This window comes from Gordonia sp. UBA7860 (assembly GCF_002500165.1).
Classification (GTDB): Bacteria; Actinomycetota; Actinomycetes; order Mycobacteriales; family Mycobacteriaceae; genus Gordonia; species Gordonia sputi.
On record NZ_DLSO01000149.1, the window covers coordinates 1 to 12,759 of the forward strand.

10 protein-coding genes and 1 pseudogene are annotated in these 12,759 nt (G+C 64.3%); 8 read left to right on the forward strand and 3 right to left on the reverse strand.

Features of this window, described 5'->3' with window-relative positions; translation table 11 throughout:
* Positions 1 to 622 (forward strand): annotated as a pseudogene (locus tag B3T59_RS18915) (hypothetical protein); the annotation flags it as partial.
* Positions 622 to 1,887, forward strand: a complete 1,266-nt coding sequence (manA, locus tag B3T59_RS18920) for a mannose-6-phosphate isomerase, class I (RefSeq protein WP_064867160.1) — start codon at positions 622 to 624, stop codon at positions 1,885 to 1,887. The pseudogene B3T59_RS18915 and the gene manA, both read left to right, overlap by 1 nt.
* A 38-nt stretch (positions 1,888 to 1,925) precedes the next feature.
* Here the strand turns inward: manA and eccE are convergent, their stop codons facing one another.
* A complete protein-coding gene (gene eccE / locus B3T59_RS18925) occupies positions 1,926 to 3,677 on the reverse strand; it encodes a type VII secretion protein EccE (protein ID WP_287004769.1) in 1,752 nt (583 codons plus the stop codon).
* Between the two features lie 289 nt (positions 3,678 to 3,966).
* Between eccE and eccB the strand changes: the two genes are divergently transcribed.
* The gene (gene eccB / locus B3T59_RS18930) at positions 3,967 to 5,496 is read left to right on the forward strand and encodes a type VII secretion protein EccB (RefSeq protein WP_005205996.1); all 1,530 of its coding nucleotides are present in this window, start codon (positions 3,967 to 3,969) and stop codon (positions 5,494 to 5,496) included.
* A gap of 34 nt (positions 5,497 to 5,530) precedes the next feature.
* Here the strand turns inward: eccB and hpxO are convergent, their stop codons facing one another.
* Both hpxO and B3T59_RS18940 read right to left on the reverse strand, forming a co-directional pair.
* A complete protein-coding gene (gene hpxO, locus B3T59_RS18935; RefSeq protein WP_287004770.1) occupies positions 5,531 to 6,688 on the reverse strand; it encodes an FAD-dependent urate hydroxylase HpxO in 1,158 nt (385 codons plus the stop codon).
* An 86-nt stretch (positions 6,689 to 6,774) separates the two neighbouring features.
* Positions 6,775 to 7,404 (reverse strand): TetR/AcrR family transcriptional regulator, encoded by a 630-nt coding sequence (locus B3T59_RS18940; RefSeq protein ID WP_064862896.1) that lies wholly within the window; start codon positions 7,402 to 7,404, stop codon positions 6,775 to 6,777.
* A 114-nt stretch (positions 7,405 to 7,518) separates the two neighbouring features.
* On the opposite strand from B3T59_RS18940, the gene B3T59_RS18945 reads away from it, so the two are divergent.
* The 5 genes from B3T59_RS18945 (at position 7,519) to nrdF (ending at position 12,620) form a co-directional block, all read left to right on the forward strand.
* On the forward strand, positions 7,519 to 8,112 hold the full coding sequence (locus tag B3T59_RS18945; RefSeq protein WP_287004771.1) for an NADPH-dependent FMN reductase: 594 nt from the start codon (positions 7,519 to 7,521) through the stop codon (positions 8,110 to 8,112).
* 355 nt (positions 8,113 to 8,467) lie between these two features.
* Positions 8,468 to 8,701, forward strand: coding sequence for a glutaredoxin-like protein NrdH (gene nrdH, locus B3T59_RS18950; protein WP_287004773.1), 234 nt, complete (start codon positions 8,468 to 8,470; stop codon positions 8,699 to 8,701).
* Positions 8,702 to 8,739: 38 nt separating this feature from the next.
* Positions 8,740 to 9,267: a class Ib ribonucleoside-diphosphate reductase assembly flavoprotein NrdI gene (gene nrdI, locus B3T59_RS18955; RefSeq protein WP_287004774.1), complete on the forward strand. Its 528-nt coding sequence runs from the start codon at positions 8,740 to 8,742 to the stop codon at positions 9,265 to 9,267.
* An 86-nt stretch (positions 9,268 to 9,353) separates the two neighbouring features.
* Positions 9,354 to 11,564, forward strand: coding sequence for a class 1b ribonucleoside-diphosphate reductase subunit alpha (nrdE, locus tag B3T59_RS18960; RefSeq protein ID WP_287004776.1), 2,211 nt, complete (start codon positions 9,354 to 9,356; stop codon positions 11,562 to 11,564).
* 54 nt (positions 11,565 to 11,618) lie between these two features.
* Positions 11,619 to 12,620 carry a class 1b ribonucleoside-diphosphate reductase subunit beta gene (gene nrdF / locus B3T59_RS18965; RefSeq protein WP_287004778.1) on the forward strand — a complete coding sequence of 334 codons (1,002 nt, stop codon included), beginning with the start codon at positions 11,619 to 11,621 and terminating at the stop codon, positions 12,618 to 12,620.
* Positions 12,621 to 12,759 lie beyond the last annotated feature (139 nt).

The following is a 12,759-nucleotide window of genomic DNA, read 5'->3' on the forward strand; positions in this document are numbered from 1 at the left end:
GTTGGCGGTATTCGCATCACTCTCCGATGTGCGGTTCACCGGTCCGGTGCCGCTCGTGGGCGACATTGCCGACGCACTCGACGACGAGGCGGCGACAGATCATCCCGCCCGCGAGACGTTCCACAACCGCGCCAAACTGCTGGCAGCTCGACTGGCAGATCGTCGAGTCGTATGGACGGGCGACAGTCCGGCTGCGTCGGTGGTCGCCGCACGGAACGCCAAGTCACTTCTCGCGTTGTCCGGAAAGGTCTGCGCCACAGCCGATATCGATGCCGTCGCGAGTATTTCGCTGCAGTCGTGGAGTACTTCGGGCGCGTCCGCCGTCGACTCGATCTTCCACGACCCCCAGATCGACGGTCCATTGGCAGCCGAACCGCCGCGCGTGCTCGCGGTCACGACGGCGTCGAGGCAATGGTTCGCCGAGCGCAGGATCGTCGGTATTCCGGATGCGGAAGCGGTGTTCGGCGACGTCGACGATGCCGATCCCGCGGCGCACCCGGCTGGGCCTGTCGGGCCGGAGGACCTCGCAGACGGACCCGCCGACCTCGTCGGCTATGTGCTTCTCGCGTTACGCGTCGACATCGCCGCGGTGTATCTGCGCCTGACCGGAATCGGAGACTGATGAAACTGCTGGACGGAGTGGTCCGCCCGTACGCCTGGGGGTCGCGAACGGCTATCGCGTCGCTGCGACAGAAGCCGGTTCCCTCGCCGCACCCGGAGGCGGAACTCTGGTTCGGCGCACACACCGAGGGACCTGCGACGGTCCTCGGCAGCGACGGCGAGCCGGAAGGCACGCTGCTCGACGTGATCGACGATGATCCGCAGCAGGCACTCGGTGCTGCGACAACCGATCGTTTCGGCGATCGCCTTCCCTTCTTGCTCAAGGTACTTGCCGCTGACGAACCGTTGTCGCTGCAGGCTCATCCCAGTGCTGAGCAGGCCCGTGAAGGGTTCGCGCGCGAAGAGGCCGCAGGGATTCCCATCGATGCGCCGACGCGCAACTACAAGGACGCCTCGCACAAGCCGGAGCTGATCGTCGCGATCTCCGAGTTCGACGCGTTGGCGGGTTTTCGTGATCCCGCGCAGACGATCGACTTGCTGCGCGAACTGCAGGTCTCAGAACTCGACCCCTATCTCGGGATGCTGGCGGGCCAACCGGATGCCGAAGGGCTGCGCGCGGTGTTCACCACGTGGCTCACCCTGCCCGAATCGCGGTTGCGCACTCTCGTTCCCGCCGTCCTCACCGGAGCGGTCGACGCGCTGAACGCGGGATCGCGGTTCGGCCCGGAGCTGCGTACGGCGCTCGAGCTCGGCGAGATCTACCCCAACGACCCGGGAGTACTCGCGTCGTTGCTGCTCAACAGGATTCACCTGTCGCCAACCGAAGGGCTGTACCTGCCTGCCGGGGTACTCCACGCCTACCTGAGCGGCACCGGTGTCGAGATCATGGCCAACTCCGACAATGTGCTCCGCGGCGGCCTGACTCCGAAGCACATCGACGTGCCCGAGCTGTTGCGTGTTCTCGACTTCACCCCGGTCGACGCCGACGATCTCAAGCCGCGCGTCCGCACGGTCGGCACCGAGCGGATCTATCTGACGCCCGCGCCCGAATTCCGGCTCTCGCGTGTCGAGTTGGAGGGCACGGGTCTGCACCAGCCGTCGTCGATCTGCTTCGACATGCCCGGTCCGCAGATCCTTGCCGCGCTCGGGGGAACCATCGAGGCGCGGCTACCGGGCGACACGCCGCTGTCGGTCTCGTCGGGCTACGCGGCGTGGATTCCCGATGGTGACCCCGACGTCGTCGTGCGTGCGTCGTCGAGTCGGGCACTGTTCTTTCGCGCACGAGTTCCGGTCAACGATCCAGCAGGGTCGGCGTCAGAGAAATAGCGCGTCAGAGAAACAGATCTGTCACACAGAAGCTGTTGTCAGACGAGTAGTCCAAATCGGTCGGGACGCCTGGGGTAGGGCATCGGCTGCTCTGCCGGCTGGTCGCTGAACCGCGACTCCTCGGGAGTCGCGACCATCGTGACCCGGACGCAGGCATCAGCCGTTCGCAGCGTCACGTCGTGCGGCCGTGTGGGATCTTGCCTCACTTCGACCGCAGTCACTTCCATTGCGGTGGTGGAGGATTCGTCGAATGTCGCCTGATTGTTGGTGACGACGATTCGTGTCGCACCTGCTGAGACGGAGCGCGGTGCGACACCGTCGAAGAGGTGAATCCGCCCGCCGCCGTCGAGGTCGCCGTGGGGGTCGGCGAAACTCAGAACGTGATGATCGCCGACGCGCGCCACGAGGTGTTGCCACCCGTCCGGACGCGAGGTGTGCACCGTGACTGCGCCGCCGGTTGCGATGATCCGCAGCACGATCTGTGCGGCAAGGCGCGCATCGCCGATCAGGGCGACCTCTGATATGCCGGGGCCGAACAGTCGCGACGTGACCGCACGACCGGTGTGGTCGGCGCCGATCAACTGACCGCAGCCGCTGACCTGTATCCGGAGAGTGTCGAGCAATGCGTCGGCCTGTGCGCCCGACGTCGCGTGCAGTCCGCGGTGCACCCGATGCGCGGCGGCATAGGGGAGTGACGCCGTGAGGGCGTCGGACTGCCGTCCATCGAGCGGTGTGGCACCTGTTGGCCAGGTGTCGACGACGCGTCCGGCGTCCGGGGCGTCGTCGACGCGCATCAGCGCGCGCACCCGGAGCTTGCCGTCCCGTCCGTGGGACAGGGTGAGGGTGAGCGTTGTCGCGAGCGCCCCGGGGCAGGCGGTGCCGAACAGTCGCGGTAGGTCGCGGGGATCGATCGCCGCGGTGCGGAAACGGACTCGTCCCGCTGTGACCTGCGACCACTCTTCGGTCATCGAGTCCGGATCCGAGCCATGAGTCAATTGCTCTGTGAGCGCACGCATCTCGGTGGCGTTGAGCGGAGTGGCGACGAGCCCGCATTCGCGGAGTCGGCGCGCAACCCGTCGCGTGGTGATGGTCGCGGTGCGCAGGGCCCCGGTCGCGCCTCCGCCGCGGCGGGCAACCGCGTTCGGGCATTGCGTCGGATCGAGTCGTAGGACGACGAAGGTGCTGCGGTGCGTCGTCGCGGGAAGTGGGCCGAGGGTGCGTTCGTAGATCGCGGCCGCCTGTCCGACGCCGCCGACCCGTACGCCGTGGCTGATCACGTCGATCGACGAGAGCGGAATGTCGAAGGGGTCGATGCACCCGGCGAGGGTTGCCAGCGGTAGTCCCGGTTCGGTCGTCTCGCATCCGAATGGGGAGAGGAACGTCGGGGTGCAGCGTGCGGGGGAGATCCTCAGGACGGTGATCATCGTGCCGCCTGCCCAGCGGACACCGATGGGGCCATCCTCTGCGCGCACATTCAGAGAGGAGGCGCGCGGCCTGCGACCTGATGTGGGTACGTCGAATGGTGCGGGTGCGAGCTCGGCGAGACGACGCCGTGCCCGGGACCAGTAGAAGCCGAGTCGACGGATCATGTTGTCCGCCAGAGAATGTCGACCGGCGATCGGTACGAGTGTCACCGCCATGAGCGCCGCCGCGCCGAGTGCGACGACCCCCGCTCGGCCGCCCGCAGCCCACCAGCCGATGAACCCGGCGGCCAACAGCGCCTCGATCCCGACCAGCGTCGCGAATCCTGGTAGCCGTGAGCGCGTGGACGGCCCCGTGTCGAACGCCATGTGGTTGCTCCCTCTCCCCGAACCTGTACCAGCCCGTGTGCCGGCCGCCCCGCACACGTATCACCCAGTAGTAGAGCGTTTTCCGAGCCCGCGCGCGTCGAATCGGATGTTGTCCACAGCCGAAGACGTGATGCCGGATTGCCGGTTTTGTGCGTGTCTGGTTCGGTTAGGCTACTACCGCGCCGGTCAGCCGTCGTGATGTTGCGCAGGCCAGGTGTCACGCGAGAAGTGCCCTGACACAGGCGGTGCCACGAAAGCGCGTGGGGAACGATGTTGGGGGAGGGGGAGTATGGCGCGTCAACTGACGACCCGAGCGCAGGTCAACGGCTACAGATTTCTGCTGCGGCGCCTCGATCACGCGCTGATTCGTCGAGACGTGCGGATGTTGCATGACCCGATGCGCTCACAGGGACGTGCCTTGGCGGTCGGGGCGGTGCTCGGCGTACTCGTGCTCGCAGGTTTCGCGGTGTGGGGCCTTGTCAGTCCGCAAGGCTCCGTGGGCAAGTCGACCATCGTCGCGGCGAAGACCGGTGGCACCTACGTCGTCATCGACGGCACCATGCACCCCGTGCTCAACCTGGCGTCGGCACGACTCATCACGGGTAGCGACGAGAAGCCTGCGTCGGCGTCGGAGAAGAAGCTTGCCCGATACCCGCGCGGCCCTCTCCTCGGTATCCCCGGTGCGCCGTCGGCGCTGCCGGTCTCGAGTGCTTCCGCGTGGACGGTGTGCGATAGTTCCGATGCGAGTGCGGCCGATGGTGCGTCGGGGGTCGGTGCGGGTTCGGTCGGCGCGCGCACCGGAGCGCTGACGGTCGTCGCAGGCGAACCGGAACTCGGGGCAGACATCCGTGCCGCGAACGCCGACGATGCCCTGTACGTGACCGATGGTGCCGGGGTGTTCCTGATCTACCAGCTCGACCGCGACGGACACCCGACACCTGTTCGCGCGCAGGTGGATACGACCAGCGTTCCGGTCCTGCGGGCGCTGGGACTGGAGGGTCGGACGCCGCGGCCGATCAGTCGCGGGTTGCTCAACACTTTTCCCGAGGTCGACCCGTTGACGTTGCCGGACATCGCGGGTGAGGGTGGCGTGAGTTCACTGGCGGGCGGTTCACCGGCCGGCGCACGTGTCGGTTCGGTCATCAAGACGACTGCGGCCAATGGCGTCGCAGGCTATTACGTGCTGCTGCGCAGCGGTGTTCAGCCCATCAGCGCGGCCACGGCCGAGATTCTGCGTCTCGCGGAGCGTGACGACGCCGCGCCGGTGGCGACCGTCGCGCCAGGCGTTGTCGCCGCTAGTCCGATGCGTGACGATCTGCCCATTGCCGACTTCCCCACGACGACACCGCATCTCGTCACAGCCGGCGAGGGTACGGTGTGCCGGGCGTGGGCGCGCGGCGCCGATGCGGCTCGGACAACGCTGCTCGTCGGCGATACCCTGCCGCTGCCCGGCGGTGCGAGACCGGTCCGTGTCGCGAGTGCCGACGGATCGGGCCCCGGCGTCGACCAGGTGTACGTGCGACCAGGCTCGGGCGCCTATGTCCAGGTGACCGGAAACGAATCAGATAGTGCACGTGCGGAATCGAGGTTCTACGTCGCCGATACCGGTGTGCGGTACGGCGTGCCGGACGCGAAGACGGGGTCGGTCCTGCGACTCGGCGCATCGCCGACCCCCGCTCCGTGGGATGTGATCTCGCTGCTCGTCGCGGGGCCCACGCTCTCGCGCGAGAACGCGCTCGTCGCGCACGACGGCTTGGGCGCCGATCCGGCAGGTATCGCTGTCAACCCGCCGGAGAGCGCGCAGCAGACCGGCGGTTAAGGGTGCGCAGCGGTTACCCGCTACCGCCGGCTGCTCAGGTGACCGGACCGCCGACGATGTTGCCGACGATGCCCCGAATGATGTTGGTGCCGTCCTCTTCTCGGAGTTCGGAGTACCACTGCGCCGTCTTCTCGGGGTCTTTCGCATGTGTCACGTCGCAGCGCTTGCGTGCACGGAGGACGAGGTCCCCCGCGCGCTCGGCGCGCGCGGCCTGGTAGTCGGCGAGCGCGGCGTACACGTCGTCGGGGTGATCGCGGAAGGCGAACTGCAGTGCCACAGCGTCTTCCATCGCCGAACAGCCGCCCTGCCCGATGTCGGGAGTGGTGTTGTGCGCGGCGTCGCCGAGTACCGCCACGCGGCCCTTGACCCAGGTGTCGAACGGATCGAGGTCGAGGATCTCGACGCGGTTCGTCGTTGCGGGATCGAGCTTCTCGATGAGCGTCTGCACCCCGGGCGCCCAGCCATCGAACTCCTTGGTGAGTACCTCGCGGGCGGTTCCCCGCTCGAAGGGCTGTCCCTCGGGCATCGGGACGTCGAAGAAGAAGTAGAAGCGGTCGCCCGCCACCGGCATGACCGAAACCCGTTTGCCGTCACCGACATACGTCGTCCACTCGGTCGACGGGCCGATGGCCGGATCGGTGGCGACGAGGCCGTTGAAGTTGACGTAGCCCGCGTAGCGTCGGGTGACCGGGCCGCCCAGAACGTATTCGCGGGTCAGTGATTTCGCGCCGTCGGCGCCGATCACGATGTCGCCGCTGACGCTGGTGCCGTCGGCGAATTGCACTGTGGCAGCGTCGGGTCCGTCCTCGACGGAGACCATCTTCATACCGAAGTTGATGTCGTCGAATCCGTAGGCGTTCATGAGCATGAGCTGCAACTCGGCCCGCGCGATGGGGTAGGGGCGTTGGCCGACCTCGTCGATCAGCGGCTGCATGCTGAACCGGCACATGGTCTCGCTCGTGTGGCCGTCAACGTAGCTCATGGTGTCGACGATGCCTCCGAGCGCTGCGGTCTCTTCCTCGAGTCCGAGGTGATTGAGGCATTTGACGCCGTTGGACCACACCGAGATCGCGGCACCGACCGGCTTGTTCTCGGTCACCTGCTCATAGACCGCGACGTCGAATCCGAGTTGTTTCAGGGCGATAGCCGCGCTCATGCCGCCCATGCCCGCACCGATGATGACTGCCTTCACGTTGTCTTCCCTTCCACCATGAACAGGCTAGGGCCGATCGTGGCGTCGCGCGCGGCGAGGTCGATTGTGCACTGCGCGTGCGATCGTCAGTTGCGTGGCAAGCCGTCGACCATCGAGGTCACCATGGTGCGCCATTGCGTGATGATCGTCTCGAGGTCGAGCCCGACGACCTCGGTCAGGTGCTTGACGGCGGTGGCGCCGAGCGGCGTGAGTAGTGCGATCGCCGTCACCTCGACTGGATCCGGGAAACCCAACTGCCGCAGCAGGATCTGGATATGCATACTCGATGCGCGGGACACGGGATGGCTCCAGAACTCGGTGCCCGGTAGGTCTGCCTCGAGCAGGATGTCGAGGTGCGCCGCGTTCATCTTCAACCGCGCGGCGCCGTAGGCGAGGAGTCGTTCGAGGGGGTCGGCGCCCGGTCCGAGCGGGGCGGGGCCCGAAAGATAGGACTGCTGTAATTCCGATTCGGAGTGGTCGAGGAGGGCGAACATCAACCCGGTTCGGCTACCGAACCGTCGGAACACGGTGCCCTTACCGACGCCTGCCTCGCGCGCGACCGCATCCATGGTGACCGCGGCGGCGCCGTGATTGTCGATCAGGTTTTTCGCTGCGGCCAGCAGCAATCGCCGATTACGTGCCGCGTCAGCGCGTTCGACGCTGTCGGGTTGGGTTAACTGCAGTGACCGTGGTCCTCCCTCGACCTCTTTACGCATGTGATGAGCCTAACGGTTGACGGATCCGCGCTGCGGAGCGAATCTCGGTGGAACAAATCGGACCGCGGTCCGGTTTTACCAACCAAGTGTAGCGCCATGAAAAGGAGAAGTCTCGTGCCAGATCACGACATCACAGCACAGAACGCCAAGGTCACCGTCGCCGTATTGGTCGGCAGCCTGAGGTCGGCATCGATCAACAAGCAGCTCGCCGAATCCGTGGTTCGCAATGCCCCCGCCGGTATCGAGTTCTCGGTGGTCGAGAACATCGGTCGTGTGCCGTTCTACAACGAAGACGTCGACTACGCGCCGGGTTCGACGGTCGGCGTACTCGATCCCGAGGTCGTCGCGCTTCGGGAGCGGGTCGCCGCGGCTGATGCCGTGTTGATCGTCACGCCCGAGTACAACGGTTCGGCCCCTGCGGTGTTGAAGAACGCCATCGACTGGTTGTCCCGCCCGTACGGAGCCGGTGCTCTGACCGGCAAGCCGGTCGGTGTCATCGGGGTCGTGCTTGGCCGTTTCGGAGGGACGTGGTCGCGTGAGGACATCCGCAAGTCGGTGAAGATCGCGGGTGGACAGGTCGTCGAGGAGGTGGAGTTCGGAGTGTCCGGAAGCCAGCTCGACGACTCGGGCCGACTTCCCGCCGAGGTCATCGACGGTGCCGTCGACGCCGTGCGCGTACTGGGATCCGAGGTCGCGGTATCGGTATGAGGTAGTGATCGGTGAGGGTCTGTTGCGGCCGCCCGTGTCGGAAGAATCACAAAAGTGTGAGTTCCGACCCGGGCGGTCGTCGCGCTTCGCAAGGCGACACGCCGGAGTTCACGATCGCGTAGGCCCGCGACCTGCGACTTTCATCGATGTCATTACAAGTTCTAGTGGTGCAACCAAATGTCAGACACAAGGTGTAGTGTTTGGAACACCAGCAAGGCCGACGACGAGGATCGCTTGTAAACCTCCGAGACGGCGGTGAGGTCGGTGACCCAGATCACTATCTTCACTCTGGAGAATCACCTGAGGCAGTACCACCTGAGGCAGTACGACGTCACCACGACCGAGGAGCAATCTGATGGCCATCACCGTCTACACCAAACCGGCCTGCGTGCAGTGCAATGCCACCTACAAGGCTCTGGACAAGCAGGGCATCGAGTACGAGGTCGTCGACATCACCCAGGATGCAGACGCTCGCGATTACGTCATGGCTCTCGGGTACCTGCAGGCGCCCGTCGTCGTCGCCGACGATGAGCACTGGTCGGGCTTCCGTCTCGACCGCATCAAAGCGTTGTCAACACGCGCAGCCTGAAGCCTTCGCATCACGATCCGAAGGGGAAGCCGGATCGAATGTCTCTCACAACATCGTCTCTTGAATCACCATCTCTCACGTCACATCCGTCTCTCGAGTCACCGCTGATCGTTTATTTCTCATCGGTGTCGGAGAACACTCATCGGTTCGTCGAGAAGCTGGGAATGCGCGCGGCGCGTATCCCGGTTCTCGACGGCGAGCGGTCCGGAGGTGCGGTATTCGAGGTCGACGAACCCTACGTCCTGATCTGTCCTACCTACGGCGGCGGCAAACCGTCGTCGACGGGAGGCAACGGTTTCGTGCCGAAGCAGGTCATCAAGTTCCTGAACAACACACACAATCGTTCGCTGATCCGTGGCGTCATTGCCGCGGGGAACACGAACTTCGGCGAGGAGTACTGTCTCGCCGGCGACATCATCTCGCGTAAGTGCTCGGTTCCGTATCTCTACCGATTCGAGCTCATGGGCACTTCTGACGACGTCGACCGCGTCCGCAGCGGTCTGGTCGACTTCTCGCGCAGCGACGCCTTCGTCGATCCCGAGACGGCAGCCAACGTCCGAGCCTGAGTGTCGGTACCGCCCGCTATCGTCTCGACCATCCGGCAACCCTTCCATCACGTCCACACGCATCCCACACTCCGAGGAGTCTCTTCGTGTCGCCTACCGCATCCGTCTCGGAATCCACAGTCCCGGACACCACCACGTCGGCGAGTGTGTCAGGCGTGCACGCCGGCCCGGCCGATCACGATCCGGGTGAGCTCGACTACCACGCGCTCAACGCGATGTTGAACCTGTACGACATCGACGGGAAGATCCAGTTCGAGAAGGATCGCGAGGCTGCACATCAGTACTTCCTGCAGCACGTCAACCAGAACACGGTGTTCTTCCACGATCTCGACGAGAAGCTCGACTATCTCCTCGAGGAGAACTACTACGAGCCGGAGGTTCTCGCCAAGTACGACCGTGAGTTCGTGAAGCTGCTCTTCGGTCACGCCTACGCCAAGAAGTTCCGTTTCCCGACGTTCCTTGGAGCGTTCAAGTACTACACCAGCTACACACTGAAGACCTTTGACGGAAAGCGCTACCTCGAGCGTTTCGAGGATCGTGTGTGCATGGTCGCGCTGACGCTCGCCGACGGCGATACGTCGCTGGCACGTGCGCTGGTCGACGAGATCATCGAGGGCCGATTCCAGCCTGCGACACCCACGTTCCTCAACTCGGGAAAGAAGCAGCGCGGTGAGCCGGTGAGTTGCTTCCTGCTTCGCATCGAAGACAACATGGAATCCATTGGGCGAGCGATCAATTCGGCGCTGCAACTGTCCAAGCGCGGTGGTGGTGTCGCGCTGCTGCTCAGCAATATCCGTGAGCACGGCGCGCCGATCAAGAAGATCGAGAACCAGAGCTCGGGTGTCATTCCGATCATGAAGCTGCTCGAGGACTCGTTCTCGTATGCCAATCAGCTCGGCGCACGGCAGGGTGCGGGCGCGGTGTACCTGCACGCACACCACCCCGACATCTACCGCTTCCTCGACACCAAGCGCGAGAACGCCGACGAAAAGATCCGCATCAAGACGCTGAGCCTCGGTGTGGTCATCCCCGACATCACCTTCCAGCTCGCCAAGAACAACGACGACATGTACCTGTTCAGCCCGTACGACGTCGAGCGTGTCTACGGGGTGCCGTTCGCCGACATCAACGTGACGGACAAGTACCACGAGATGGTCGAGGACCGGCGGATTCGCAAGACCAAGATCAAGGCGCGTGAGTTCTTCCAGACTCTCGCCGAGCTGCAGTTCGAGTCGGGTTACCCCTACATCATGTTCGAGGACACGGTGAACCGGGCGAACCCGATCGACGGAAAGATCACCCACTCCAACCTGTGCTCGGAGATCCTGCAGGTCTCGACGCCGTCGACTTACAACGACGACCTCTCGTATTCCCATGTGGGCAAAGACATCTCGTGCAACCTGGGTTCACTCAACATCGCCAAGACCATGGATTCTCCCGATATCGGGCAGACGATCGACACGGCCATCCGCGGCCTGACCGCGGTGAGTGACCAGACGGCGATCACCTCGGTGCCCTCGATCGAGAAGGGCAACAACGATTCGCATGCCATCGGCCTCGGCCAGATGAACCTGCACGGTTACCTCGCACGCGAGCGCATCTTCTACGGCAGCGACGAGGGCATCGATTTCACGAACATGTACTTCTACACGGTGCTGTTCCACGCACTGCGGGCGTCGAATGCGATTGCGCGCGAACGCGGTAGGTCGTTCGCGGGCTTCGAGAAGTCCACGTATGCCAGCGGCGAGTTCTTCGACAAGTACACCGATCAGGCGTGGGAGCCCGCGACCGAGCGGGTACGAGAACTGTTCGCCGACGCCGAGATCGACATCCCCACGCAGGACGACTGGCGTGAGCTGAAGGCTGCCGTGCAGCGCGACGGCATCTACAACCAGAACCTGCAGGCGGTGCCCCCGACCGGATCGATCAGCTACATCAACCACTCGACGAGCTCGATCCACCCGGTCGCGGCGAAGATCGAGATCCGCAAGGAAGGCAAGATCGGCCGTGTCTACTACCCGGCGCCGTACATGACGAACGACAACCTGGACTACTACCAGGATGCGTACGAGATCGGCTACGAGAAGATCATCGACACCTACGCCGCCGCGACCCAGCACGTCGACCAGGGGTTGAGTCTCACGCTGTTCTTCAAGGACACCGCGACCACGCGCGACGTCAACAAGGCGCAGATCTACGCCTGGCGCAAGGGGATCAAGACGCTCTACTACATCCGCCTGCGTCAGATCGCACTGGAGGGTACCGAGGTAGAAGGCTGCGTCAGCTGCATGCTGTAAACCACCACACCGCACACCTCCCAACCGTCAACACCGCCCCAGGAGGCGACCACCATGACCGCAGGCACACACAGTCCCGCAGACGGCGCACCCATCAAGCTGGTGAGCCGGGTCTCGGCCATCAACTGGAACCGAGTGCCCGACGAGAAGGACGCGGAGGTGTGGGACCGCCTGACAGGCAATTTCTGGTTGCCCGAGAAGGTTCCTGTCTCCAACGACATCCCATCGTGGAACACGTTGACCGAGTACGAGAAACAGCTCACGATGCGTGTCTTCACGGGCCTCACGCTGCTCGACACCATCCAGGGCACCGTCGGTGCAGTGTCGCTGATCCCGGATGCGACCACGCCGCATGAAGAGGCGGTGCTGACCAACATCGCGTTCATGGAGTCGGTGCACGCGAAGAGCTACTCGTCGATCTTCTCGACGCTCGCGAACACGCCGCAGATCGACGACGCGTTCCGCTGGTCGCGCGAGAACCCGCTGCTGCAGAAGAAGGCACAGATCGTTCTCGACTACTACCACGCCGATGATCCGCTGAAGAAGAAGGTCGCCTCGACGCTCCTCGAGTCGTTCCTCTTCTACTCCGGCTTCTCCCTGCCGATGTACTGGTCGTCGCACGCAAAGCTCACGAACACCGCCGACCTCATCCGCCTCATCATCCGCGACGAGGCCGTGCACGGGTACTACATCGGGTACAAGTACCAGCAGGGTCTCGAGCGCGATTCGCAGGAGCGCCGCGACGAGCTCAAGGACTGGACGTTCGGCCTCATGTACGACCTCTACGAGAACGAGGTCGCGTACACGCACGACCTCTACGACGGCGTCGGCTGGTCGGAGGACGTGAAGAAGTTCCTTCACTACAACGCGAACAAGGCGCTCATGAACCTCGGCTACGAGGCGATGTTCCCCTCGTCGGTGACCGACGTGAACCCGGCGATCCTCTCGGCGCTCTCGCCGAACGCCGACGAGAACCACGACTTCTTCTCGGGCTCGGGCTCGTCGTACGTCATCGGTAAGGCCGAGAACACCGCAGACGAAGACTGGGACTTCTAGCCCCCGCTAACAACCAGTTGAGTGGTCAGTTTTTGTAATTCTGACGGCGTCAGAATTACAAAAACTGACCACTCAACTGGTTGTTAGCGGGGGCTAGAAGTCCCAGTCTTCGTCTGCGGTGTTCTCGGCCTTACCGATG

Coding starts and splice junctions, on each gene's coding strand:
- nrdF (WP_287004778.1), top strand. CDS start 11,619: ATGACCGCAGGCACACACAGTCCCGCAGACGGCGCACCCATCAAGCTG.
- eccE (WP_287004769.1), bottom strand. CDS start 3,677: ATGGCGTTCGACACGGGGCCGTCCACGCGCTCACGGCTACCAGGATTC.
- eccB (WP_005205996.1), top strand. CDS start 3,967: ATGGCGCGTCAACTGACGACCCGAGCGCAGGTCAACGGCTACAGATTT.
- nrdI (WP_287004774.1), top strand. CDS start 8,740: ATGTCTCTCACAACATCGTCTCTTGAATCACCATCTCTCACGTCACAT.
- B3T59_RS18940 (WP_064862896.1), bottom strand. CDS start 7,404: ATGCGTAAAGAGGTCGAGGGAGGACCACGGTCACTGCAGTTAACCCAA.
- manA (WP_064867160.1), top strand. CDS start 622: ATGAAACTGCTGGACGGAGTGGTCCGCCCGTACGCCTGGGGGTCGCGA.
- nrdH (WP_287004773.1), top strand. CDS start 8,468: ATGGCCATCACCGTCTACACCAAACCGGCCTGCGTGCAGTGCAATGCC.